At 53.5% G+C, this 24,140-nt stretch carries 20 protein-coding genes; 12 read left to right on the forward strand and 8 right to left on the reverse strand.

The window, feature by feature from the left end:
• The first annotated feature begins 70 nt into the window (after positions 1 to 70).
• From ACQUQU_RS02840 to ACQUQU_RS02850, 3 genes are all read left to right on the forward strand, one after another.
• On the forward strand, positions 71 to 412 hold the full coding sequence (locus ACQUQU_RS02840) for a ribbon-helix-helix domain-containing protein (protein ID WP_430461738.1): 342 nt from the start codon (positions 71 to 73) through the stop codon (positions 410 to 412).
• Positions 399 to 674, forward strand: a complete 276-nt coding sequence (locus ACQUQU_RS02845) for a type II toxin-antitoxin system RelE/ParE family toxin (RefSeq protein WP_430461739.1) — start codon at positions 399 to 401, stop codon at positions 672 to 674. The genes ACQUQU_RS02840 and ACQUQU_RS02845 overlap by 14 nt, the downstream gene beginning before the upstream one ends.
• Before the next feature lie 289 nt (positions 675 to 963).
• Positions 964 to 5,532: an NACHT domain-containing protein gene (locus ACQUQU_RS02850; RefSeq protein ID WP_430461740.1), complete on the forward strand. Its 4,569-nt coding sequence runs from the start codon at positions 964 to 966 to the stop codon at positions 5,530 to 5,532.
• A gap of 503 nt (positions 5,533 to 6,035) precedes the next feature.
• Here the strand turns inward: ACQUQU_RS02850 and ACQUQU_RS02855 are convergent.
• Entirely contained in the window at positions 6,036 to 6,212 is a 177-nt protein-coding gene (locus ACQUQU_RS02855) for a hypothetical protein (RefSeq protein WP_430461741.1), read from the reverse strand.
• Complete coding sequence (locus ACQUQU_RS02860) at positions 6,209 to 6,397, reverse strand: hypothetical protein (RefSeq protein ID WP_430461742.1); 189 nt, start codon at positions 6,395 to 6,397, stop codon at positions 6,209 to 6,211. The genes ACQUQU_RS02855 and ACQUQU_RS02860 overlap by 4 nt, the downstream gene beginning before the upstream one ends.
• A gap of 401 nt (positions 6,398 to 6,798) precedes the next feature.
• On the opposite strand from ACQUQU_RS02860, the gene ACQUQU_RS02865 reads away from it, so the two are divergent.
• The gene (locus ACQUQU_RS02865; RefSeq protein ID WP_430461743.1) at positions 6,799 to 7,923 is read left to right on the forward strand and encodes a porin; all 1,125 of its coding nucleotides are present in this window, start codon (positions 6,799 to 6,801) and stop codon (positions 7,921 to 7,923) included.
• A 104-nt stretch (positions 7,924 to 8,027) separates the two neighbouring features.
• On the opposite strand, the gene ACQUQU_RS02870 is transcribed toward ACQUQU_RS02865, so the two are convergent.
• Together ACQUQU_RS02870 and ACQUQU_RS02875 are read right to left on the reverse strand one after the other, a co-directional pair.
• Positions 8,028 to 9,200: a PilT/PilU family type 4a pilus ATPase gene (locus ACQUQU_RS02870; protein ID WP_430461744.1), complete on the reverse strand. Its 1,173-nt coding sequence runs from the start codon at positions 9,198 to 9,200 to the stop codon at positions 8,028 to 8,030.
• 447 nt (positions 9,201 to 9,647) lie between these two features.
• A complete protein-coding gene (locus ACQUQU_RS02875; protein WP_430461745.1) occupies positions 9,648 to 10,184 on the reverse strand; it encodes an NADPH-dependent FMN reductase in 537 nt (178 codons plus the stop codon).
• A gap of 354 nt (positions 10,185 to 10,538) precedes the next feature.
• Here ACQUQU_RS02875 and ACQUQU_RS02880 point away from each other — a divergent pair, with 354 nt between their 5' ends.
• On the forward strand, positions 10,539 to 11,030 hold the full coding sequence (locus ACQUQU_RS02880) for an SHOCT domain-containing protein (protein ID WP_430461746.1): 492 nt from the start codon (positions 10,539 to 10,541) through the stop codon (positions 11,028 to 11,030).
• A 115-nt stretch (positions 11,031 to 11,145) separates the two neighbouring features.
• Here ACQUQU_RS02880 and ACQUQU_RS02885 read toward each other — a convergent pair whose 3' ends face one another.
• Entirely contained in the window at positions 11,146 to 12,249 is a 1,104-nt protein-coding gene (locus ACQUQU_RS02885; RefSeq protein ID WP_430461747.1) for a CAP domain-containing protein, read from the reverse strand.
• Between the two features lie 421 nt (positions 12,250 to 12,670).
• Here ACQUQU_RS02885 and ACQUQU_RS02890 point away from each other — a divergent pair, with 421 nt between their 5' ends.
• Both ACQUQU_RS02890 and ACQUQU_RS02895 read left to right on the forward strand, forming a co-directional pair.
• On the forward strand, positions 12,671 to 13,675 hold the full coding sequence (locus ACQUQU_RS02890) for an HlyD family secretion protein (RefSeq protein WP_430461748.1): 1,005 nt from the start codon (positions 12,671 to 12,673) through the stop codon (positions 13,673 to 13,675).
• On the forward strand, positions 13,672 to 15,249 hold the full coding sequence (locus tag ACQUQU_RS02895; RefSeq protein WP_430461749.1) for a DHA2 family efflux MFS transporter permease subunit: 1,578 nt from the start codon (positions 13,672 to 13,674) through the stop codon (positions 15,247 to 15,249). The genes ACQUQU_RS02890 and ACQUQU_RS02895 overlap by 4 nt, the downstream gene beginning before the upstream one ends.
• Before the next feature lie 70 nt (positions 15,250 to 15,319).
• Here the strand turns inward: ACQUQU_RS02895 and ACQUQU_RS02900 are convergent, their stop codons facing one another.
• Positions 15,320 to 16,042, reverse strand: coding sequence for a peptidase (locus tag ACQUQU_RS02900; protein WP_430461750.1), 723 nt, complete (start codon positions 16,040 to 16,042; stop codon positions 15,320 to 15,322).
• 236 nt (positions 16,043 to 16,278) lie between these two features.
• Here ACQUQU_RS02900 and hemH point away from each other — a divergent pair, with 236 nt between their 5' ends.
• From hemH to ACQUQU_RS02920, 4 genes are all read left to right on the forward strand, one after another.
• Positions 16,279 to 17,277 carry a ferrochelatase gene (gene hemH, locus ACQUQU_RS02905; protein ID WP_430461751.1) on the forward strand — a complete coding sequence of 333 codons (999 nt, stop codon included), beginning with the start codon at positions 16,279 to 16,281 and terminating at the stop codon, positions 17,275 to 17,277.
• A 275-nt stretch (positions 17,278 to 17,552) separates the two neighbouring features.
• On the forward strand, positions 17,553 to 17,831 hold the full coding sequence (locus ACQUQU_RS02910) for an RNA recognition motif domain-containing protein (protein ID WP_430461752.1): 279 nt from the start codon (positions 17,553 to 17,555) through the stop codon (positions 17,829 to 17,831).
• A 175-nt stretch (positions 17,832 to 18,006) separates the two neighbouring features.
• Positions 18,007 to 18,831, forward strand: a complete 825-nt coding sequence (locus ACQUQU_RS02915; protein WP_430461753.1) for a crotonase/enoyl-CoA hydratase family protein — start codon at positions 18,007 to 18,009, stop codon at positions 18,829 to 18,831.
• Between the two features lie 145 nt (positions 18,832 to 18,976).
• Complete coding sequence (locus ACQUQU_RS02920; RefSeq protein WP_430461754.1) at positions 18,977 to 19,831, forward strand: DMT family transporter; 855 nt, start codon at positions 18,977 to 18,979, stop codon at positions 19,829 to 19,831.
• 16 nt (positions 19,832 to 19,847) lie between these two features.
• On the opposite strand, the gene grxB is transcribed toward ACQUQU_RS02920, so the two are convergent.
• Entirely contained in the window at positions 19,848 to 20,501 is a 654-nt protein-coding gene (gene grxB, locus ACQUQU_RS02925) for a glutaredoxin 2 (RefSeq protein ID WP_430461755.1), read from the reverse strand.
• A 221-nt stretch (positions 20,502 to 20,722) separates the two neighbouring features.
• Positions 20,723 to 22,567, reverse strand: a complete 1,845-nt coding sequence (locus ACQUQU_RS02930; protein ID WP_430461756.1) for an ABC transporter ATP-binding protein — start codon at positions 22,565 to 22,567, stop codon at positions 20,723 to 20,725.
• Positions 22,568 to 22,948: 381 nt separating this feature from the next.
• On the opposite strand from ACQUQU_RS02930, the gene ACQUQU_RS02935 reads away from it, so the two are divergent.
• Positions 22,949 to 24,112: a type III PLP-dependent enzyme gene (locus tag ACQUQU_RS02935; protein ID WP_430461757.1), complete on the forward strand. Its 1,164-nt coding sequence runs from the start codon at positions 22,949 to 22,951 to the stop codon at positions 24,110 to 24,112.
• The last annotated feature ends 28 nt before the right edge of the window (positions 24,113 to 24,140 follow it).

Genomic DNA, 24,140 nt, shown 5'->3' on the forward strand with positions numbered 1-24,140 from the left:
AGTTGTTTTCGTAGGGTGTGCACTGCCCACCTGACCATCGCGGGCCAATAGAGAAAGCCGCTGCTCAGCAATGAGCAGCGGCTTTTTTATTGCCGTGATGATTGTAGTGATGCATTATTGCATCATTAGTGCATCAACTTTCACAGAGGAACAGGCCATGGCAACCAGAGCAAGTCTGTCACTGACTGAGCCGAATGAACGCTGGATTCAGGCTCAGATCGACAGCAAAGAATTCACCAGCCGCAGTGAAGTGGTCAACGACCTGATCCGTAAAGCGCGGGAGGTTGAAGACATTCGTGCCCGTTTATTCGCAGCTGAAATGTCGGTTGCTGAAAAAGGCTGGGTAAAACCATCTCAGGAAGAGATGCTTAACAGGTTCAGGGAACGGACGGGTGGAGATGGTAAGTTATAAGCTCTCACCTCAGGTCGAAGAAGATCTTTATCTTATCTGGCTATATGGATTGAATACCTGGGGCATGGAAGCCGCCGATCAGTATATTTCAAACATCTTTCATGCTTTCGGGCAGATCGCAAATGCTCCTTTGCAATATCCGCTTGTCGATGAAATCCGGGCGGGATACCGACGCTGTGTTACTGGAAAAGAAAGTATTTATTTTCGGGTGGCAGATGAAGGGGTAGAGGTAATGGCAGTGATTGGTAGGCAGGAGTGGTGAGTAACAGACAAGCTGGGTGACTTGATAGTTTCTCTGGTTGTTCGACCAGCTTTAACTGCCTTTAAGATTTTGATGATCCGTTTTTCGCTAAAACAGGATTTACGCATAGGAAAATCTCCTGTAGATATTGATTATGTCGGGAAATTTCCAGTTATGAATAGCCCAGTTTTTGGAGCTTACAGGTGTAATTTTCAGGAAGCCGTCTGGAATACCAATCAAGACGAGCAGCCAATACTGAAAAATCATCTGACTTTACTTATCAGAGACCAATCGAACGACAAGGAAGCCTATGAGTCTTGCTGGAACGAGATCCAATCGCGGAGATTATTATCAAAAGCTGATTGCTCTTGATTGGGTGCTGGATGCCTTGGCCAGCCATGAGATTGAATCACTGGAAGTCGACTCTGTTCATCATCAAGTCGACGATATCGTTATCAAAAAAACGGATGGCCCCCTCATCTGCTGCCAGTGCAAGAAAAACCAGAAAAATTTTAATACATGGTCTTTCGCAGATCTGGGTGACGAGCTTGAGAAAGCAGCCAAGGAATTGGCTGGCTCACCGACCACTACCCTCATTTTCTATTCCCGAGGCGCATTCGGAGATATAGCCAAGTTCCAGGAATTCGCAACCAACTACGAAGATGACCAGCAACTTATCCAAAACCTGACAAAAGGCCATCAAAAAAGTTATGAAGCAGTTCAAAAGATCATCGCAGCAGCCAAGGTATCCCTAACGCCATTTGAACTACTAGAGCGAACGACTTTTGAAACGACACCAGCTGACTTTGAACGCCATGAGCAGCTTCAAATCGAGCGACTGGAAAGACTGGCCTCAAATTCAAAAATTGCTTACGAATCGCTCTGGTTAACACTAGAAAAACTCGGTGGTCGAGTACCGACTGGTGGAGTCGCAACCAGTAAACATCGGCTAACTCGCAATGATCTATTAGCAGTGCTGAATCAATCAGGCGCAATGCTGGTGCCACCTATTTCAGAGCAGGAGGTTCGAAACTCTTTTCAACAAACTTCCCTGATTGGCAGAAGCTGGAAAACCGATATCGCCGGGAAGCGTCTTGATAACCCGATACTGCATGGTGTGATTGAGGCCATGGAGGCCAAAGCTTCATCCATCTTGATCACTGGTCAGCCAGGCTCAGGTAAAACCTGTTTGATGCTTCAGCTACAGGCAACATTGGAAGAAAGAGCCAAAACCCAGAACGGTTTTATTTCTCTGTTTATTCAGTCCAGAGAATTTTCTGAAGCGACAAACACGGAGGAAAGACATCATCAAGGGTTATCGAGCCAGTGGGTTGAGCAGGCGGCTCGTCAAGCTGAGTTCTCCAGAGTGGTCGTCATTATCGATTCTCTGGACGTGCTCTCGATAGCTCGCGAGCACAATGTGTTGTCCTATTTTCTGGCGCAAATAGATCGTCTGAAAAATATTCCCAATCTTACAGTCATCACCGCTTGTAGGGACTTTGACCGCCAATATGATCGACGCATCAGCGAAAAGGCCTGGGACAAGGAACTGAAAATACCACCGCTGGATTGGGAAAAGCAGGTCGAGCCTTTTCTCACCGATCTGGATATTGATACTTCAACGATTGATCAAACAACCCAAACGCTTGTTACCAACCCCAGAGAGCTGGATCTTTACGTAGAACTGGCGAAGCACTCTGGCAGCTTCAACGTGATCACCAGTCAGGATTTGGCCCAAAAATACCTCACTGTTTTTGTACAGAGTGATACTGCTCTTGGCGACGAAGCCATGGTCGCCGTGGAGAATGCGGCTCGCCGAATGCTGGAAGCCAGAGCGCTATCTATTCCTTATCAGCAATTCTCAGGATCAGAAGCCGTTTTAAGGCGGCTACTGAGCCTCGGCCTGTTCCAGAAAACTCATGACAACGGACTGACCTTTGGTCATCAAACCCTGCTGGATGTTTTGGTTATCAGTAATGCGATTCGTGAAGATGTTTCTCTGAAGGAATTTATTTCCGGGTTACCACCGGTTCCTTTTGTCAGACCCAGTATTCGCAGTTTTGTTAACCAACTCGCATCAGGAGAGAAGAAGGCTTTCAGGGGACAACTTCGCGCGGTATTAACCGGACAATTTCCTTTTCATCTTCGTCGCTTGGTCGCTGAAACCTTCGCACAGCAGCCTGTTGATCAAAGCGATTGGCCGTTGTTACGGGATTTGCGGAATCAGCACAAGGATGTCTTTCAGGTTATTTATACCCATAGCGCACACATCAGCTGGTTCCATATGTGGCAGCAGAACCTTTTACCAAACTTGAAACAAGCGAAAGATCAAGAAGGGTTGGAAGGATATCTCTATCGAATCAGCAAATGGCTGAATGAGGCTACTGAAGCCATTGTTCTTCTTTGGACAGAAGCAATGGATTGCAGCTGGATAGAAACTAATAACCTAGCGAGGCAGGTTTCTTTCTACTTGCAAGATCTCAGGGCTGAACACTTACATTTAGCCAAACCACTGGTGTTGAAGCTACTTAAAAACCTGAATACTGATCGAGATTTTCTTGGGAAAACCATAGCCCAATGCGTAGAAGCGGAAGTTTTGACGGATCAGGAGCTCTGGGGGTACATCACTGGAGCAGTGAAACCTGAGAATTTACTCCATTACCGACTTGAAAAAACATTGAATTGCCGACCGCACCAGTTTGGCAACAAAAATATGGATTTCTTGAAAAATCGAATGGCCAAGTCACCGACGCTACTCACGTTGGCCATAAAGACAATCAATGATTGGGCCGATATACTATTAGATGAGTACAAGAACGAAAGGCCTCGACTGTTCAGCTATTTCCTCGATTATACCTCCTATGAAAAGATTCACTCCGAGAAAGGAACAAGTCCATACGATGATGTAAATGTACTGTTTGATGCCATTGAATATGGGATCAAAATAAATGCTGGAAACCATACTCAATGGTGGCAAGATAATCGGCTTTTGTTATCCGAAAGCAAGGACCTGAGCATTATTTACTTTTTGACTCTGGCACTCACGGATAATGCCGAGAAAAACACAGACATTATCCAGCAGCTTGTTCTTGACGAAAAGGTCTTGGGATCCAACCTATCATTTGAAATAGGGAATCTTATTAATAAGTCAATTATCTATTTTATTGATAAGGCTATTTTAGAATTGAACCAGAAGATTGGCCTTCTCTATAAAGATAAAACCTATTCTGAAGGAAATATGTCTCGGATACCAAGGCGAAAGGTTTCCTATATATCAGCTATTCCTGGCTTTCTTCGCTCTGACTCCAATCAAAGAACTCTTGATACATATAAAAGAATCAATGGGGAATACATTCATGAACCAGATATCCATATTTCAGTAAGATGGGGGCGCGCACCATTCTCTTTCGAGGATATCTTTGAGTTATCCGATAAAGTACTATCCAAAGTTCTCAAACACTGTGCCGAACATGATGATATTTGGATGAGTGATGAAGAACTAGTTCAACGTGAATTGGAACAGGCGTCATCCAGAAAACCTATAAAATATATCAACTATGTAATTCACTACTGGGACGACACACCTAAGGGCTTCAGAAACTCGATTCTTGAGGGGGTATCTGAGCATCTCAAATATTTATATGGCAACCTTAATCCCAACCAAAGCTGGGAGGTAATAGAACAGCCCGATAAAGACTGGCTTGCCAATCAGGTACTTGAAGAATTGGAGAGGCACCCATTGCACTGGCGAGGAACTAGAGCAAAGGCCAAGGCGGTAGAAGCCTGTGCATATGTGATCAAGGATGCACTCCTTGTAGACAGGCTGGTATTTCAAATGCTGGAGTTTGCTTATATCTCCGAAGAGAGTTTCCACTCTGATGAGTCACGATTGGGACTGATTCATGACGGAATTAATATGAAATCTGGCACTGTAGCCGATGCGATTATGGTTCTTGCGACCGAAATTTCTGAATCAGGACGTGATAACTCTGAGCTGACAATCTCTGCATTGAAATTGTTTGCGCAATCAGAATCTTCTGCTGTAAAGGCAATAATTCTTCGCCGCTTGCCTTACCTGAAGAATGATGCACCGGAACTGGCATGGGAAATATTTGAACGTACTATGCAACATAGCCCAGAATTATGGCCTTATGCTGAATCATTCCTATATTACAGCTACCACAATGAGTTCGTAAAGGTTGAACCTTATTTGGCAAAAATAAAGTCCAGATCAGATACGGAATCACGGGCTACATGGGGGCGAGTATCTGCTCTTTCAGGATTAAGTGGATTCATTGAAGTTGAAGAATTCATTGATGAACTTATAAGTCTCAAAAGCAATAGCGCCTGGGAAGGTGCATTGGATGTTTTGTTCCATCGAGAAAACTTCAACGCTCATCCAGTCATATGCCTGAAAGGGATAATTGCCGCCTTTGCTCAAAACGATGACATTAAAATCCTGGCGTGTGATGATTTTTCCGGGTTATTAGGCGATAAAGAGCCAGCTATCAACTTCAGTGAATCAATATTCAACATATTCATTGATTCGTTAGAGCTACGACAAAACCGAGACAATAATGAACGAGATAACTTTCAGGATATTAATGAGTGGCTAAATATAATCGCCCATTCTGATCCCGTCAAAGCGCTGAACTGCGCTGAGAAATACATTCCAAATCTACAAAAATGGAAGCCTCAATTGTATGATCACAATAATAATCTTGTTCAACTAATGAACCAGCTATTTGCCTACGCCGAGGAGCTGGAAGAGTCCGATGACGGAGATATGCTAAACAGAGTCGTCACTCTTCAGGATGCTTTATTATCTGTTGAAGGTAGTAAGATTCATGAATGGCTTAAGGCAGCAGAAAGACCATAAGTCGTTTATTAATAAATAAGACAGTCATAGTAAGAGAATAGAATCAGTTTTCTTGCATCGTTGTTCTGGCTTTGCGAGTTGACAAATGTACCTGAGCAATTTGCTATAGGGAAAAGGTCATAGTTAAGGTTTTAAGCGGCTATTGGCAGATTTTAGACATAGTTAAACCTGTCTGGTAGGCCGGTTGGGGAGGGGGTTCGGATATTGGAAAGAGTTAACTCAGAAACTTTAGGCAGGCCTTTAGCCCAGAAGCTCTGAACTGGGCCTTACTGTTGCAGAAATGCTTTACCTTGGCCTTAAGTTCATAGGCGGATCAAAATAAGCCCTTAAATTCGCTTTCAATATTCTTATTAAAACTGTCTACATAAAAAGAAATGGACCGCCGGCTCATTTTATTTTCACGGAATATCCGCTCAGGCATATGCCTCTTTCCGTCCACCTTCATCCATCAGAATAAGTTCAATTCCAGCGAGAGCTGACCCGCTGCTTTTCAATACGGCTTTTTACACGGGTATAGGTTTTGCTTCGGGTTTGTTCTCACCCAGTTTAATGCGCAGACACAGGTTGTTTTCCTGGCCGGCGTTTTTCAGTACCTGTTCCAGTGTGATCTTGCCTTGTTTGTACAGGTGGTAGAGCGCGCCGTCGAAGGTTTGCATGCCGAGGTTTTCGGATTTGCTCATAATCTCTTTAATCGACGGGAATCACCGCGAATAATCAGGTCTTCCACGGTTTTATTGCCCAGCAACACTTCTACGGCGGCGGCGCGTTTACCATCGACGGTGGGAATTAAACGCTGGGAAATAGTGGCGCGCACGTTCTGGCCCAAACCAAGCAGAATCTGGTTGCGGCGTTCTTCCGGGAACATATTCACAATCCGCTCGAATGCCTGATTGGTGTTTTAGGGTGGGTGTCTCAATAGAAAGTAGGCTTGTTTCCAGCATCGTCATCCGCTCTGGCAATCAATCTATCTTACTCATCTTCTCTTAACGGTTCCCTAAGTAGCGGGGCGCTGCCGTTGTTAAAGACGTTGCCTGTGTTGTTGGCGTTGTCAGTAGCGCTGGGTTATTGGCGCTCATCCGGCGTCTGGTGGGCTGCTCACTATGGGTTTAGTAGCCAGTAAAGGTAACGAAGGAACCATTTGGCAGGCAGATTCTTTCTGTAAGGAACTGACCGGTTGGTCAAATATGCTAAAGTATCGGTGTTTGCCAAAGGTGACAATTATTGGCCTTTGCACGCTTATAACTCAGAAAGAATGGTTGGAGAGAAATGGCTAACAAACACCCTATTGCCATGGCAGTAGCCCTGGCGGCCCTGTCCGCGAGTGCCAGCGCAGCCCCAAGTGTGGACTTCTACGGCTTTGTTGATATCGGTCTGGAAACGTATTCGTCCAGCGCCAGCAACGGCACCGATGTCTACCCGAACAGTGGTTCTGACGACCCTGCCAACAGCAGCAACAGCAACAGCGATGCCCGCGAATTCGCGCTGACCAACGGTGTTCAGTCCCGTCTGGGCGTGAAGGGCAGCGAAGATCTGGGCGATGGCTGGACCAGCAGCTACCGCATTGAAGCGCGTATCAACGTGCTGGACGACGGCGGCAGTTTTGCCCGTACCCGTCTGGGTTGGATCGGTCTGTCCAAAGGTGAGCACAGCGTTAAGGTGGGTGCTCAGTGGTCGCCGTTCTTTGAATACAGCGGCTGGAATACGCATCGCGCCGAAGTGCAGGGCGTTGGTTCCTACTTCTACATCACCGAAGTGCTGCCGGGCTCTGTTGGTTACGGCTACCGTAACGACAGCACCATTAACTACACCTACGGTCAGGGCGGTTTTGGTAACAGCCCGTTCACGGCGACCGTAGCGCTGCACATTGCCGAAGATAACCGCACGGTTACCGTGGATGGCGAAGATGTGCTGGTCAACGACAGCGGTATTACCGCGGTGACTGTCGGCGGTGCGGCTACCTTTGGCGCGCTGACCCTGAATGTCGTGGGTATTCAGTCGGTCGTGAAAGAAAGCGACGCGGCAAAAGCCGCAGGCGACGACATTGCAGCCCCTCTGGTTTACAGCCTGGGCGGTAAGTACGCGGTGACTTCTCAGGTTGAGCTGGGTCTGGCCTACCGTGTTGCCGACCGTGATACCGGCACCGATGACGAGCGCACCTCGACCACAGTAGCGGCGCATTACGCCCCGACCGATCGTCTGACCCTGAGCCTGGGTTACGCCGTGGGCGACGACCAGGATGAGTCGCAGCGTCAGCTGAAGGGCGATGTATTCGGCAGCGCTTATTACCAGTTGCCGGGTGAACGCCTGATCGGCTTTGAATTTGAAAAAGCCGACTACGGCAACGATGGCGAATCACAGGCCATGTTGTTCAGCGCGCGTCAGAGCTTCTGATCCGCACTGCCAACGACCACTGTGACGCTTGCTCGTAACCGGGCAGGCAATAAAAAACGGGCCATCGGGCCCGTTTTTTTATGTTCAGAAACGCGCACCCGACATCAGGCGTACGCTTCTTCCACTTTACCTTCTTCCACCAGACTCAGTGACAGCCCGGAACTGCTAGCCGCCGCTTTCGGTGCCGCCTGTTTCACAGCGGCTGGTTTGGCGTCGGGTTTGTTATCACCCAGTTTAATGCGCAGGCGCAGGTTGTTTTCTGAGTCGGCGTTTTTCAGCGCCTGTTCCAGTGTGATCTTGCCCTGTTTGTACAAGTGGTAGAGCGCGCCGTCGAAGGTCTGCATACCAAGGTTTTCGGATTTGCTCATGATCTCTTTAATCGACGGGAAATCACCGCGGATAATCAGGTCTTCCACCGTTTTATTGCCCAGCAGCACTTCCACGGCGGCGGCGCGTTTGCCATCCACCGTCGGAATTAAGCGCTGGGAAATAATCGCGCGCACGTTCTGACCCAGGCCCAGCAGAATCTGGTTGCGGCGTTCTTCTGGGAACATATTCACAATACGCTCGAACGCCTGATTGGCGTTGTTGGCGTGCAGGGTAGAAATCGCCAGATGGCCGGTTTCGGCAAAGGCGAGGGCGTGTTCCATGGTTTCCGCATCGCGGATTTCACCAATTAAAATCACATCGGGCGCCTGACGCAGGGTGTTTTTTAACGCGGCGGCGTAGCTTTTGGTATCGGTACCCACTTCGCGCTGGTTAATCACGCTTTTCTTGTGTTTGTGCACAAATTCAATCGGGTCTTCGATGGTAATAATATGGCCCGCGGTGGTGGCATTACGGTGGTCGATCAGCGCCGCCAGCGAGGTTGATTTACCCGAGCCCGTTCCACCGACAAACAGAATCAGCCCGCGCTTGGCGGTGATCACTTCTTTTAATACCGGCGGCAGATTGAGCTTGGCAATATCGGGAATATCGGTGTTGATGTTGCGGGCAACAATCGATACTTCATGCTGCTGCTTGAAAATATTAATACGGAAGCGGCCGGACGAATTGGACATGGCCATATTCAGTTCCATCTCTTCGTCGAATTCTTTGCGTTGCGCATCCGACATAATGGAGTAGGCGATTTTTTCGATATCGCCGGGGCCGAGCACATCACGGCTCAGATGCTTCAGCTGGCCCTGAAATTTTGCACACGGTGGAGCACCCTTGCTCAGGTACAGGTCCGAGCCATCGTGTTTTGCCAGTAGATGAAGCCAGTTTTCGATGCTCATGAGTACTCCTTCAACGCAACGCTGTGTATCTTTTTTGTGCGGATTAATCGCTCAATCCGCCGGGCGGGGGATAATCCGTCGATAAAAAAATACTAGCAACTCAACTCTGTCTTTATTGAGTAAAGGTTGCGGCGTGGTTCACAGAATTACGTTGTAAGAATGACAAAGAAATCACAGTAATGCCCGCTGCCTGAGAAAGGATTTTTCACGTGTTACAGCATGTGTCGCTGTGCTAGCGACTGTTATTTTGTGCAGTTTTTATTCAGGTTTCTGTTCACGCTTCTGGTCAGTTTTCTGGTGAGGTTTTGTGCGGCTTGTGTTGTCGCGGATGCCAGCAGTTGGATGTGGTTTGTCAGGGCAGCAGCGGGTGAGTGTATGTGCTGATTTGGAGTTGGTTCTGGTTGGCGTTAGTTCTGGTTGGTTTTGGTTGGTTTTGGCTCTGAGGCGCTACCGCAAGCTGTGAATCGCCTCACAGAAGGTAGCCAGACCACTGGTCAGTGCAGTGGCGACGTCCGGCATCTGCACTATGTCGTCAGCGGTTGGTGTTTTGCTGAGCAGCGGCACGGTTACGCAGGCGTCGTCAATTAATTTACCCGACATGGTGGTCACCACTTCGCGCAACGCCTGCTGGGCGTGGTACGCCCGCGCCGAGGTGTTGATCAGCATAATGGGTTTATCGACAAACTCCGGCCCGCTGACCAGCCAGTCTAGGGCATTTTTTAATACACCCGTGATGCCGTGCGCGTATTCCGGGCTGGCGATGATCAGACCTGATGCTTCCGCCAGTTGCCGCTTTATGCGTTCAACCGCCGGATGACTCAGGTGTTCAATATCCGGATTAAACAGGGGCAGCAGCCCGATATCCTCATCCAGAACGATACGTACGGAGGCGGGCGCCAGTGTTTGCAAGGCGTGTAGCGTGGCTTTATTAATCGAGGTCTGGCGCAGGCTGCCGCACAGGGCAAACAAGGTCATGGGCTGCATAAAGGTCGGTCCTGGCGCATTGGGAATTTATGGTGAGAACCGTCTTTTAACACAATGTGCGTAGGGCGCCCACTTGTTACCACAAGTCCTTCATTACCCACAGATGGCCTGGCGTGAACTCAGGGGTGCACCCTGACGAACCCCTGCTTCGCCTCCCAGAATTTCTGACCATTAATGAAGGGATCATCACGTTAAATGAACGTATCACTGCATAAATCGATGGCTCAGTGCAGTAAATGAAGGGCGCGTCACTTTGGCGGAACCGTCTGTTGCCGTCGGGCCGGCCCCGTCCGCAGGTTCGGGCTTTGTGGTAAGGTGAGGCCTTTGCATACCGCTGAATCGGGGATAAAGGTAATGAGTAAGGCTTCTGGAATGAAACACGCGGCCACCGTGCTGGGTCTGCTGCTGTGCGCATTGCCGGTGCTGGCGCAGTCGCCGGTACGGGAACTGAAAGCGGGCGAAGAAGCCGGCTGTCAGCCTGTAGAGCAGCAGGTGTGTTCCAGCACCAGCATGAAGCCGGAAGACGAGTGCTTTAGCTGGCATTCACGCATGGCCAAAGACGCCGGCGCCGATGCGTTTGTGGTGCGCGAGACCGAACGTTCACGCAAAAACAAACCCAGCCTGACCGGCATGAAAACCGAAGTCACCACGAAAATCAGCGCCGACTATTTCCGCTGCCAGCAGCCTGCGCAGGTGCAACCGCTTCCCGCAGCGGCGCCAGCACCCCGTGGCGATTTTTCGACGGTTGAAAAACGCCTGCAGGTACTGGAATCCCTGAAAGCCAAAGGGCTGATTTCGGCCGATGAATACCAGCAGAAGCGTGGCGATATCCTGAACGATCTGTAATTCCGCTGTGCTGAAACCGGCTGGTGTTCGCTGGCCGCTACAAGGCATCGATGCAAAAACGCCTGCAATTGCAGGCGTTTTTTTGTGCTGAAGAAAGGCCACTCTCGTGTCTGCGTCAGGGGGCGATGGTGTACGGGTATTGACCCTGATAGTTACCGCCCGGGGTGTAGTCACACACGGCGAACCATTGGAAGGCCATGGTGCTGCCATTGAGGTTTGTGCATTCGGCGATACCGCACCCCACGTGGGTGGTGTTGGCCCACACCAGTTGGGTGTAATGGCCAATCGTTTCCTCATCGACGCCTTTGCCGTCTTGCGGTTCATAGATGTAATTGTCTTCCTCGGCGGCCCACAAGCCGGTGAAATAGGCTGGCGTATGCTCGCTGCTGGACGACGACGCGAAGCGCGCGGCGATATTTTCACCTACCCAGACGCTGCTGCCGCCGAGAGCCTGATAGTCGGCCAGACGGTTGCTGTTATGACCGTAATTGCATTCTTCGGCGTAGGCCTGAGCAACAGCGGCGAGGTTAGTATCCCACTGCAGATCAGGTACGGCAGGGGACGGCGTCGGGCTGTTGGGTAACAGACCGGCGTTCAGGTTCTGACGCACGGTGTTGTGAGCATCCAGCCAGTCAATACAGCCTTGATAGAGCGTGGTTTGAGTATCCGGGTCGTAAGCGGAGCAGCGGCTGTCGACGGTTGGGGTTTCTTCACCCGATCCGTCGTCTGGACCGTCACCCGAGCCAGAATCGTCGCCCGAGCCCGAGTCATCGCCCGAGCCAGAATCGTCGCCCGAGCCAGAATCGTCGCCCGAGCCAGAATCGTCGCCCGAGCCAGAATCGTCGCCCGAACCAGAATCGTCGCCCGAACCAGAATCGTCGCCCGAACCAGAATCGTCGCCCGAACCAGAGTCATCGCCCGAGCCAGAGTCATCGCCCGAGCCAGAGTCATCGCCCGAGCCAGAGTCATCGCCCGAGCCAGAGTCATCGCCCGAGCCAGAATCGTCGCCCGAGCCAGAATCGCCGCCTGAGCCAGAATCTGATGGCGGTGCCCCGGCGTCGCTCTCATCGCCTGAGTTCTGACCGTTGTCTGTGGTTTCTCCGCCGTTGTTGCCGCTGCTGGCGCCTGCATTATCGTCGTTACCAGTGTCATCCGGGCCGCCGACACAGGCGACCAGCATGGGTAAAAGAAGGATGAAGAGTAGGTTCCTGAATTTCATAAGGTGCTCCTTGCTGACTTGGCGGGGCGCGAGTGTGTTCGGCGAAAGGAAACGCGACCATGCGCGCCCTGTCATCCGGCGACAAGGACCAGCTGCGCCGTTCTGCCTGAACTGAGAGGCCGGTTACAGGAAGTTGGCCGACTTTCCTGACCATTGCGCTTTGGTCTCCGCGGGCAGCACAAGCGGAGGCTATGGTTCGAGTGTCGTGCAGCGCCCTGGCGGGTGCCAGCGTTGCTTGTCTACGGCTTTTGGGCAGCAGAGAAGGCAAATGCGCCATTGGGTGTCTCATTAGCCCATAGCCTGAGGCTAATCCCGCCATATTGAGCATTTTTCTGAAACAGTTTGACCACAAAAGGCCTGTTTACACTGAACACATTGTCGTTAGACTGAGCTCCCTTTTTCTGTGGTTATGGTTTTCGGTATGACCAAGCAACACAAGCTGATCGCGGTTTTATCTCTGGTGGTTGTCGGTGGTGGCATCTGGTGGTTATGGCATCAGGGACGTGAGGATACAGACAACGCCTATGTGAAGGCGGATATTCTGCCGGTGATGAGCCGGGTAGCGGGCACCCTGCTGGCAACCCCGGCCCCGGCGAACCGTCTGGTGCAGCAGGGCGATGTGTTGCTGGAACTGGACCCGGCCGTGTATCAGACCCGTCTGGGCGAAGCCCGCGCGGTGCGTGCGCAGGCGGAAGCCAGTCTGAACCATCTGTCCGATCGTGAAAACGCGCAGAAAGCGCAGGTGTCTGCCGCCCAGGCCAGCGTGGCCGCGGCCGATGCTGAATGGCGCCGTACCGTGCAGCAGACCGACCGTCTGTTGCAGCTGCAGGGCAAGCAATACGTGGCGCAGGACGATCTGGATGCGGCCGAGCTGAACAAAGCCGCCGCTGCGGCGCGCCTGAATCAGGCCAAAGCGCAGCAGAGCGCCCAGCAGGCCAATCTGGTGACCATCGCCGGCGAACGCCCGCTGATGGAAGCCGCACTTGCACAGGCGAAGGCCGCCGAAGCGCGTGCCGAACTGGAACTGAGTTACACCCAGATCCGTGCGCCGCGCGCCGGTGTGGCGACCAGCCGTCAGGTGCAGGTGGGCCAGTCCGTTGAGCCGGGCATCCGTCTGATGAGTCTGGTGACCGAACCGGTCTGGATTTACGCCAACTACAAAGAAACTCAGGTGGCGGTTATGAAAGCCGGCGACGAAGCCGAAATTTCGGTCGATGCCATTAAAGGCAAAACCTTTAAAGGCCATGTCGACAGTTTCTTTGCCGCCACAGGCTCTGAATTTGCGCTGCTGCCACCGCAGAATGCCACCGGCAATTTCACTAAGGTGATTCAGCGTGTTCCGGTGAAAATTCTGTTCGACGAGGGTCAGGACCTGACCGGTATTCGTCCGGGTATGTCACTGGAAGTGACGGTATTTACTGAATGACCACCCCTGCGGCGATGACGGCAGATCAGTCACAGCAGCGCGTCGGAAGGCGCGAATGGCTGGCGGTCGGCGGCGCTCTGCTGGGCGCCTTTATGGCGATTCTGGATATCCAGATCACCAACTCGTCGCTGAAAGATATTCAGGCGGCGCTGGGGGCGACGCTGGAAGAATCCTCGTGGATTGCAACCTCGTATCTGGTGGCGGAAATGATCGCCATTCCGCTCACCGGTTTCTTCGCAGCCTGGTTATCGCCACGCCGTTATTTATTGTGGAACGGCGCCGGTTTTATTCTGGCCTCGCTGGCCTGTTCGTTCGCCTGGAATCTGGAATCCATGATTGTTTTCCGGGCGCTGCAGGGCTTTACCGGCGGCGCGCTGATTCCGATGGCGTTCACCCTGATTATTACCATTCTGCCGCTGGATAAACGTCCGGTGGGGATGGCGCTGTTTGGTGTGACGGCGACCTTTGCGCCGACCATTGGCCCGACCCTCGGTGGCTGGCTGACCGAAGCCTTCAGCTGGCATTACATTTTTTATCTGAACGTCGTTCCCGGTGTGGTGGTGTTGTGGCTGCTGGCCGAAGGTCTGGATAAAACTGAGGGCGATGACAATGAGCTGAAAAAGATCGACCTGTTCGGCATGATCACCATGGCGCTCGGTTTGGGCGCGTTGCAGATCATGCTGGAAGAAGGCGCGCGCGATGACTGGTTTGATGCGGTGTACATCCGCTGGCTGGCAGTCATTGCGTTAGTCAGTCTGGCGTTGTTTGTGCGTAAGCAGCTGACCACGGATCACCCGCTGGTGAATCTGCGCCTGTTCAGAAGCCGCGATTTCGCCTTGTCGTGCGTTGCCTATTTTATGCTCGGCTGTGGTCTGTTCGGCTCTGTGTATCTGGTGCCTCTGTATCTGGCGTCGGTGCACAACTACACCGCGTTGGATATTGGTCTGGTGCTGATGTGGGTGGGTTTTCCGCAGTTGCCGTTTTTTCCGTTAATTCCGAAAATTCTGAAAGTGGTGCACGCCAAATATCTGGTGGCGTTCGGCTTTTTTGTGATGGGCATGAGCATGTTCATGAACATTCACATGAGTGCCGATTACGACGGTGCCTATTTAATTCCGGCGCTGCTGGTCCGCGCATTGGGGCAGCCCTTTATTATGGTGCCCCTGTCGATGATGTCGGCGGCGAATCTGGAATTAAAAGACACACCATCGGCGTCGACCTTGTTCAACGTGATGCGCAATCTGGGCGGCGCGGTGGGCATTGCCTTACTGGCAACCCTGTTGTCGGACCGTACCGATTTTCATGTGTCGCAGCTGAAAGAAACGCTGGTCGACGGCAGTATCGCCCTGACCGAATACATTGACCGTATGGGCATGATGCTGGAACAGAACGGCGGCCACGAAGAGCAGGCGTACGGCATGCTGATGCAGGACATTACCCAGCAGGCGATGATCATGTCGTATAACGAAGCCTTTATTCTGGTGGGTATTCTGTTGCTGGTGGCCTCGCTGGCCTCGCTGGCGATCCGTCCACCGAAACCGGGCACGGTGTCCGCTGCCGGTGGTGGTCACTGATTCGTTCCTGACGGTCAACGCCAGATATGAAAAAGCCCGGATGAACCGGGCTTTTTTGTATCTGGCGCTTTTATTTGCTCTGCATGTACAGCGGAATGCCGTCGAACAGCTGACGGATGCCTTCCGACCAGGCGGCGCGCAGTTTGAGGAAGTTTTCGTTGGTTTCGTCGATGCGTGAAATGCCCGGATTTTCCAGCGCGTCGGTGCGGTAGCAAATCACGTCCAGCGGCATACCCACAGAGAGGTTCGAACGCAGGGTCGAATCCATGGAAATCAGCGCGCATTGCAGCACGCGGTCCAGTGGCGTATCGAAGTTAATGATGCGGTCGATGATCGGCTTGCCGTATTTGCTCTCGCCAATCTGGAAGTACGGGGTGTCTTCACAGGCTTCAATAAAGTTGCCCTGCGAATACACGTGGTACAGACGGGGTTCGTCGCCTTTGATCTGACCGCTGACCAGCATATTGCAGCTGAAGTCGACGCCCTGATTCTGGCCGGAATCGCGCTGGATGATCTGACGGATGGTGCGGCCAACCAGTTCGGCCACATCAAACACGGTCGGCACGTTCAGTACGTGGCGCTCGGCACTTTTGATCTGGTGTTGCAGCAGGCTGATCACACTCTGAGTGGTGGCCAGATTGCCCGCACTCTGTAAAAACAGCACGCGCTCGCCCGGCACTTCCAGCACGTGGAGTTTGCGGAAGGTGGCAATATGGTCGACACCCGCGTTGGTGCGGGAATCAGAAGTCAGAACCAGTCCGTCACGGACTTTAAGCGCAACACAATACGTCATCACAGTGCTCCACGGTGTAATTCCGGCCCGTAAATAATGGGCCAAAAAGAGCGCGCAGGGTGCCCGAGCGGCCAGATTTTGTCCAGTCTGTTAACTGGACAATGTAAAGAAGATCCCTGCCAAAGCTGACTGTCGACAGACGCTGGCTATCGGCTTCATTGATTCTGCGCGGATGACCTGTGCAGGGCGTTCTATTAAACTTAGGCAAAACTTATACAACGCAGGAGATATCAGCGGTGACTGATGCACAACGTCCTCCTTTTGGCGTCTTGCTGGCCAATCTGGGCACACCCGAAGCACCCACCCCGCAGGCTGTGCGTAAGTATCTGGCGGAGTTTCTGTGGGACAAGCGGGTGGTGGATGCACCGCGTCCGCTGTGGTGGCTGATTCTGAACGGCATCATTCTGCGTACCCGCCCGGCCCGTGTGGCCCGTGCTTATGCGTCGGTGTGGACCGATGACGGTTCGCCGCTGATGAACATTGCCAGAGCCCAGCAACAGGCGTTGCAGCAGGCGCTGAGCGACACCTTCGGTTGCGACATCCCGGTGGCACTGGCCATGACCTATGGCGAGCCGTCGATGGAACAGGCCGGCCGTGAGCTGCGCGCCGCCGGTGTGCAGAACATGCTGGTGCTGCCTTTGTATCCGCAATATTCCGCGACCACCACGGGCGCTGTGTTCGACCGTCTGGCTGCCGGCCTGAAAGCCTGTCCGCACCTGCCGCAGATGCGCTTCATTAATGACTACCACGTGCATCCGCAGTACATCCGGGCGCTGGCCGATTCGGTACGCGAATACCGAGCTCAGCACGGCAACGGCGACCGGTTGCTGATGTCGTTTCACGGTATTCCGGAACGTTATGAGCGTCAGGGCGACCCGTACCCGTCGCAGTGCCGGGCGACGGCCAAAGCCGTGGCCGACGAGCTGGGTCTGGCCGACGACCAGTGGCTGTGTTCATTTCAGTCGCGCTTTGGCCGTGAAGAGTGGGTGAAGCCCTACACCGATGCCACGCTGGAAGCCTGGGGTAAAGCCGGTGTCGGGCGGGTGGATGTGATCAGTCCGGCGTTCAGTGCCGACTGTCTGGAAACGCTGGAAGAACTGAAGGTCGAGAACCGCGATCACTTCCTGCATCACGGCGGCCGCGACTACCACTACGTCCCGTGTCTGAATGTCCGGCCCGATCACATCGCCATGATGACGGCGCTGGTGAAAGCCAATACCCAGGGCTGGGTCTGACCGCGGCCAAAGGCGTGGTTGAACCCCGTTTTTGGCGTTAAAAACGGGTTTTTTGCGGTAAAAAGCGTCTGCTTGCGTCTGTTTGCAAACTTTCTTTGACTTTATCAATCGCTGTGCATAATCTGCACAGCGTGCCGGCGCCGGATGGTCGTCAGAGGCCCTAAAGCCCCTTACTTGTTTCCCTGAAAACGCGATGCACCTCCGCAGTCCTTCTTGTGATTTGGACGGCCGGCGGAGTGGTTACGACAAGTCACACCCGTTTTCTGGATTGGTATATGAATATCTACGTAGGCAACCTGTCTTACAACACCACAAATGAAGATCTGTCTTCACTGTTCTCCCAATACGGTGAAGTACGTCGCGCAAGCGTTGTAATTGATCGCGAAACCCAGCGCTCCAAAGGCTTCGGCTTTGTGGAAATGAACGACAACGCTGCCGCGACTGCCGCTATCGAAGCGCTGAACAACAAAGAATTCAATGGCCGTGCGCTGCGTATCAACGAAGCCAAGCCACGTGAAGACCGTCCACGTCAGTCTCGTCCAGCACGTTTCTGATTCCGGTTTTTACGGATTCTACAGAACGGCCACCTCGTGTGGCCGTTTTGCGTTTTAAGGCGCAGCCGCTTTCTCAGCTTTGCCCAGCAAATTCCGATCATTGAATCGTGTGAAATGATCATGGCTTGTCCCCGGTAAGTGTGGAATTATCCTGCGCAAACAATGGGGAACCCACATGAGCCAGTCAAACGACGCCCGCGTGCTGTGCGAAGTACGCAATCACATCGCCTACGTCACCATGAACCGTGCCGATAAACTCAACGGTCTGGACATGGCCATGTTCACCGAGATGATCGCCACCGCGAAAAAACTGCGCAAAGACCGCCGCGTGCGGGCGGTGATTCTGTCCGGTGCCGGTGCTTCTTTCTGTGCCGGTCTCGACTTCAAGGCGGTGGCCAAAAACCCGTCGATGATTCCTAAAATCTTTCTCAAGCTGCCGTGGACCAAACAGAACATCGCGCAGGAAATCGCCCATTGCTGGCGCGACCTGCCGGTGCCCGTGATCTGCGCGATTCACGGCAACTGCTTCGGCGGTGGCGTACAGATTGCGCTGGCCTGCGACTACCGCATCGCCACACCCGATGCGAACCTGTCGATCATGGAAATGAAGTGGGGCCTGATTCCGGATATGAGCGGCATGGTGACCTTATCGCGCCTGACCCGCATCGACATCGCGCAGGAGCTGACCATGACCGGCCGCCAGTTCCCGGCGACCGAAGCGTATGAATACGGCCTGATCAGTAAACTGGCCGACGACCCGCTGGCGGAAGCGCAGAAGCTGGCCGACGTGATCGCCAGCAAATCACCGGACGCGGTGGCGGCCACCAAATACTTATTCAAGAAAACCTGGAAAGCCGATACCTGGAAAGCCCTGCGCTGGGAACGTTGGGTGCAGGCACGACTGCTGGGCCGTAAAAATCAGAAAATTGCTATGGCCAATGGTCTGGCCGGCAAAGACAAAGAACCTAAGCCGTTCGCCGACCGTTCTTCTTTCCGTTAATTTTATTTAACCTTCATGCCCGTCAATGAGTGCCGTGGGCAGCGTCGGCTGCCCGCTTGAATTTCCGCCCGCCGGGGGCGACAGTAATGGCTCACTCAGCGGAATCAGAAGTCACTTCGTTCCCGCGCTTCCGGCCGGAGCCTCTATGCCCTTTACCCGTCTTGCTCTGCTCACCTGCCTGACCATGGTGGCGTTCGCTGCCAATTCTGTGCTGAACCGGCTGGCGCTGGCGCAGACCGACTCCGACGCTCTGCTGTTTACCTTTGTCCGGCTGTTAGCCGGCGCTGTATTTCTGGCGCTGCTGGTGCGAGTGCGTTCTGCAAAAGAAAGCGGCCAGTCGCGCACAGCGGGTAACTGGCCTTCGGCGCTGGCCTTGCTGACCTATGCCGCTGGCTTTTCCCTGGCCTACCGCGAACTGAGTGCGGCGACCGGCGCGCTGTTGCTGTTCGGAGCGGTGCAGGTGTCCATGATCAGCGTAGGGCTGGTGCGCGGTGAGCGGCCGGGCGTATGGCAGCTGGCGGGCCTTGGGCTCGCGCTGGCCGGTGTTGTCTGGCTGTTGCTGCCGGGTGCGACAGCACCGGGGGCTTTGTCGGCGGCGCTGATGATACTGGCCGGTGTGGCCTGGGGGGTGTATTCCCTGCGCGGGCGGGGCGCGTCAGATCCGACGGCTGCGACCGCCGGCAATTTTCTGCGAGCATCTGTGCTGGCATTGGCCGTTCTGCCCTGGGTCGACTGGTCGCGTTCGGCGGATGGTCTGGTCTACGCGCTGCTGTCGGGCGCGCTGGCGTCCGGCGCCGGGTACGCACTCTGGTATGCCGTGCTGCCACACATGAAATCGGCCACGGCCGCCACGGTGCAGTTGTCGGTGCCTGTGATTACCGCGCTGGCGGGCGTGCTGTTATTGGGTGAGTTGCTGAGTGTGCGTTTGATGGTGGCGTCGGTGCTGACGCTGGGCGGTATTGCGCTGTATATCCGCGCCGGCAAAGCCCGGACTAAATAGGAAAACCGGCAGGCGCTTACAGCGCCTGATCTGTGTACAGCTGGGTATCGGTCAGCAGGCTGATCGCATTCATATAGGCGGCGATCGCCGGCGGAAATTGCAGGCCATCGACCATGGTTAAATTACGCAGCGTCGGGAAGATCAGCAGATCGTCCCAGCTCAGGGTGTTGCCATGATCCGCTGGAAGTTCCGGGCTGGGTAAGGCGTTGAGCATGGCCTGCACGGCGGCGATGTGCCGTGGCGTGTCTTGCATGGCCTGAGCGAAATCTTTGCCCAGTGCGATTTCTTTTTTCACGCGGAAATAATGGGTGGCGTCGTCGCTCATAAACTCAGGTAAGCCGAGTGCGAGGCAGCGCGGATACAGCAGGGCGTAAACATCGGCGGCGGTGCGGAAAAAGGCCTGTACGAAGGCATCGGCACCATTCCCCGCGCGCATGATTTTCTGTGCGTCGCCCAGTTCATCAAGCTTGTGCGCGATATCCAGACTTTCGGCCATGGCACTGCCATCGGCCAGTTCCAGAATCGGTACCTGTTTGGCATTCACCAGACGGTAGCAGGTGTCTTCGTCGTCGTTCAGCAGGAAAACGGTTTCGTGTTCCACATTTTTATAATTGGCCACCATGACCGCGCGCAGGCAAAAAGGGCAGTGGTGGTAAATGTACAAACGCATAACGACTCCGTATTAAAAGCACTTGCTTAGTTTAGCCTGTCTAAAGCTTGAAGCTTGAAGCCTGAAGCCTGAAGCCTGAAGCCTGAAGCCTGAAGCCTGAAGCCTGAAGCCTGAAGCCTGAAGCGGCTTCCGGCGTTCTCAGTCCTCGCCGATAAAGCCGCCGGTCTTATATAGATCAGAGTGCCCATGTGGGCGCAAAGACCGGCTGAGCCGAATCTGGATTAATCCTCGCCGATAAAGCCGCCGGTCTGATGCGCCCACAGCTGCGCATAAATACCGCTCTGCGCAATCAGCTCCTGATGCGTGCCCTGTTCGGCAATACGGCCGTTGTCGAGCACGATCAGGCGGTCCATGGCGGCGATGGTCGACAGGCGGTGCGCAATGGCGATCACCGTTTTATTTTCCATCAGCTTGTACAGGCTTTCCTGAATCGCGGCTTCCACTTCGGAATCCAGTGCCGAGGTGGCTTCGTCGAGAATCAGGATAGGTGCGTCTTTTAACAGCACACGGGCGATGGCAATACGCTGGCGCTGACCGCCGGATAATTTCACACCGCGCTCGCCGACCTGTGCATCGTAGCCACTGTTGCCGTGCGGATCGGTCAGCTGCTGAATAAAGTCGTGGGCTTCGGCTTTGTGGGTGGCCGCCAGCAGCTCTTCGTCACTGGCAGACGGATTGCCGTACAGCACGTTGTCGCGCACGCTGCGGTGCAGCAGCGAGGTGTCCTGAGTCACCATGCCGATGTGCTTGCGCAGGGAATCCTGAGTCACGCCTTTAATATCCTGACCGTCGATCAGAATGCGGCCGCTGTCGATGTCGTAAAAACGCAGCAGCAGATTCACCAGCGTCGATTTACCGGCGCCGGAGCGGCCGACCAGACCGACTTTTTCACCGGCTTTAATATGGATGTTCAGATCGCTGAACACTTCGCGGTCCTGATGCTCGCCGGCGCCACGGTAACGGAAGCGTACGTGATCCAGGGTGATGTCCCCCTGTTGTACCTCAAGCGTGCCGGCGTTGTCGGCGTCTTTAATTTCCGGGGTTTTGGTCAGGGTGTTCATGCCGTCGACGACCGTACCCAGATTTTCAAACAGGGCGCCCACTTCCCACATAATCCACTGCGCCATGCCGTTCACGCGCAGTGCCAGTGCAATGGCGATGGCAATGGCGCCGGTGGAAATGTCGTTCTGCATCCACAGCCAGATAGACACCGCCGCGACGGTGAATACCAGCAGGTAGTTAATGGCGCTGACCGCCATGTTCAGGCCGGTCACCAGACGCATCTGGCGGTACACGGTCTGCATAAAGCCTTCCATCGATTCGCGTGCGTATTCGGTTTCACGGTCAGTGTGGGAGAAGAGTTTCACTGTCTGGATATTGGTGTAGCTGTCGACGATGCGGCCGGTCATGGTCGAGCGGGCGTCGGCCTGTTCGGTGGCCACCTTTTTCAGGCGCGGCACAAAATACAGCTGCACGGCGATGTACAGCAGAATCCACGCCGCCATGGGCAGCATCAGACGGAAATCGGCTGCGGCGGTGGTGACCAGCACCGCGCCGAAATACACCAGAATATAAACCGCCAGATCCATCAGTTTCATCACGGTTTCGCGCACGGCCAGTGCCGTCTGCATCACCTTGGTGGCGACGCGTCCGGCAAAGTCATCCTGATAGAAGGCCAGGCTCTGGTTCAGCAGGAAACGGTGGGCCTGCCAGCGGATTTTCATCGGGTAGTTGCCGAGCAGGGTCTGGTGCACCAGCGCTGAATGCAGGAACACCACCACCGGCAGTACAACCAGCAGCATGATGGCCATCATCAGCAGGTGGTGGCCTTCGTCCTGCAGCAGGGTCTCCGGGCTTTTCTGCACCAGAAAGTCGACCAGTTGGCCCATAAAACCGAACAACTGCACTTCCAGAATGGCCATCATGGCGGTCAGCAACGACATCACCACCAGAGGTACTTCCACCCCGCGGGTGTAATGGCGGCAGAAGGCCATCAGACCGGCCGGTGGCTGCGACGGGTGCTGGGGCGGGAAGGGATTCACCAAACGTTCAAACAAGCTGAGCATACTGACAATAACCAATTTAAGTTGGCGCCCACGATAGCGGAGGGGACTGTTGATTGTAAGGGCGAAAAACTGATTTCACTGTTCAGCCAGCACAAGGGGCTGTGGGGCCACTAGTGCGGCTGTTCGAGTTGCTGGATGTATTTTTATGTAACGGGCCCTGACGGGGCTTGTGGTGTCTCACAGAGCCATTGTGAAAAATCAGACAGGCTTTGAGCAAAGTTTCTGATCGGAAAGTGATTTACAATCGAATATAGTGATCGTTAGGACAAGGAAAAATCACTGTACACTCACGCAGATAAGCCTATCTTTGCGCGACTTTTTAGACCCAACTAATAAACCAATAACATACCCAACTACCGAGATAAGGAGGTAGCGAGCCCAATGGTTGTTCAACCTGAAGACTACTACGACGCCGAGACTTTTAACCGTCTGAAATCCTTTGCCGACAAACAGGAAACTCCTTGCCTGGTCGTCGACAGTAAAGTGTTTACCCGTCAGCTGGACGAGCTGATGGATTGCTTCCCATATGCAAAGACTTATTACGCGATCAAAGCCAACCCTATGCCGGAACTGCTGAGCATTCTGCGCGACCGTGGTTGTAACTTCGACGTGGCGTCCCGCTACGAGCTGGACAAAGTTATGGCGTTGGGTGTTTCAGGTGACCGTGTAAGCTACGGTAACACCATTAAGAAAGCCCGCGACATCCGTTATTTCTATGAAAAAGGCGTACGTCTGTTCGCTACCGACTCCGAAGCCGACCTGCGCAACATCGCCAAGGCTGCTCCGGGTTCCAAAGTGTACGTGCGCATCCTGACCGAAGGTTCACAGACTGCCGACTGGCCTCTGTCCCGTAAGTTTGGTTGTCAGTCTGACATGGCGATGGATCTGTGCCTGCTGGCCCGCGATCTGGGTCTGGAACCGTACGGCGTGTCTTTCCACGTTGGTTCTCAGCAGCGTGACATCGGTGCGTGGGACTCCGCCATTGCCAAAGTGAAGGTAATCTTCGAGCGTCTGAAAGAAGAAGACGGCATTACCCTGAAGATGATCAACATGGGCGGTGGTTTCCCGGGCAACTACATCAGCCGTACCAACGACCTGCAGACTTACGCTGCGGAAATCACCCGTTTCCTGAAAGAAGACTTCGGCGACGAACTGCCGGAAATCATTCTGGAACCGGGCCGTTCACTGGTGGCGAATGCCGGTATTCTGGTGAGCGAAGTGGTACTGGTCAGCCGTAAAGACCGTTATGGTCTGCACCGCTGGGTATTCACCGACGTGGGTAAATTCGGTGGTCTGATCGAGACCATGGACGAATCCATCAAGTACCCACTGTTCGTGGAGAAAACCGGTGAGCTGGAAGAAGTGATTCTGGCCGGCCCAACCTGTGACAGCGCCGATATTCTGTACGAAGACTACAAATACGAGCTGCCACTGAACCTGGCCGCTGGCGACCGTATGTACTGGTTCTCGACCGGTGCCTACACCACCACCTACAGCGCGATTGAATTCAACGGTTTCCCACCGCTGAAATCCTTCTGCATCTGAGTGGATGCCCCATAAAAAAACCGCCTTC

Source organism: Thalassolituus sp. LLYu03 (assembly GCF_050507655.1).
Taxonomy (GTDB): domain Bacteria; phylum Pseudomonadota; class Gammaproteobacteria; order Pseudomonadales; family Oceanobacteraceae; genus Venatoribacter.

Bases quoted from the DNA above. Each gene is read 5' to 3' on its own strand.
- ACQUQU_RS02840 (WP_430461738.1), top strand. From the start codon at position 71: ATGAGCAGCGGCTTTTTTATTGCCGTGATGATTGTAGTGATGCATTAT.
- ACQUQU_RS02845 (WP_430461739.1), top strand. From the start codon at position 399: ATGGTAAGTTATAAGCTCTCACCTCAGGTCGAAGAAGATCTTTATCTT.
- ACQUQU_RS02850 (WP_430461740.1), top strand. From the start codon at position 964: ATGAGTCTTGCTGGAACGAGATCCAATCGCGGAGATTATTATCAAAAG.
- ACQUQU_RS02855 (WP_430461741.1), bottom strand. From the start codon at position 6,212: ATGAGCAAATCCGAAAACCTCGGCATGCAAACCTTCGACGGCGCGCTC.
- ACQUQU_RS02860 (WP_430461742.1), bottom strand. From the start codon at position 6,397: ATGTTCCCGGAAGAACGCCGCAACCAGATTCTGCTTGGTTTGGGCCAG.
- ACQUQU_RS02865 (WP_430461743.1), top strand. From the start codon at position 6,799: ATGGCTAACAAACACCCTATTGCCATGGCAGTAGCCCTGGCGGCCCTG.
- ACQUQU_RS02870 (WP_430461744.1), bottom strand. From the start codon at position 9,200: ATGAGCATCGAAAACTGGCTTCATCTACTGGCAAAACACGATGGCTCG.
- ACQUQU_RS02875 (WP_430461745.1), bottom strand. From the start codon at position 10,184: ATGCAGCCCATGACCTTGTTTGCCCTGTGCGGCAGCCTGCGCCAGACC.
- ACQUQU_RS02880 (WP_430461746.1), top strand. From the start codon at position 10,539: ATGAGTAAGGCTTCTGGAATGAAACACGCGGCCACCGTGCTGGGTCTG.
- ACQUQU_RS02885 (WP_430461747.1), bottom strand. From the start codon at position 12,249: ATGAAATTCAGGAACCTACTCTTCATCCTTCTTTTACCCATGCTGGTC.
- ACQUQU_RS02890 (WP_430461748.1), top strand. From the start codon at position 12,671: ATGACCAAGCAACACAAGCTGATCGCGGTTTTATCTCTGGTGGTTGTC.
- ACQUQU_RS02895 (WP_430461749.1), top strand. From the start codon at position 13,672: ATGACCACCCCTGCGGCGATGACGGCAGATCAGTCACAGCAGCGCGTC.
- ACQUQU_RS02900 (WP_430461750.1), bottom strand. From the start codon at position 16,042: ATGACGTATTGTGTTGCGCTTAAAGTCCGTGACGGACTGGTTCTGACT.
- ACQUQU_RS02910 (WP_430461752.1), top strand. From the start codon at position 17,553: ATGAATATCTACGTAGGCAACCTGTCTTACAACACCACAAATGAAGAT.
- ACQUQU_RS02915 (WP_430461753.1), top strand. From the start codon at position 18,007: ATGAGCCAGTCAAACGACGCCCGCGTGCTGTGCGAAGTACGCAATCAC.
- ACQUQU_RS02920 (WP_430461754.1), top strand. From the start codon at position 18,977: ATGCCCTTTACCCGTCTTGCTCTGCTCACCTGCCTGACCATGGTGGCG.
- grxB (WP_430461755.1), bottom strand. From the start codon at position 20,501: ATGCGTTTGTACATTTACCACCACTGCCCTTTTTGCCTGCGCGCGGTC.
- ACQUQU_RS02930 (WP_430461756.1), bottom strand. From the start codon at position 22,567: ATGCTCAGCTTGTTTGAACGTTTGGTGAATCCCTTCCCGCCCCAGCAC.
- ACQUQU_RS02935 (WP_430461757.1), top strand. From the start codon at position 22,949: ATGGTTGTTCAACCTGAAGACTACTACGACGCCGAGACTTTTAACCGT.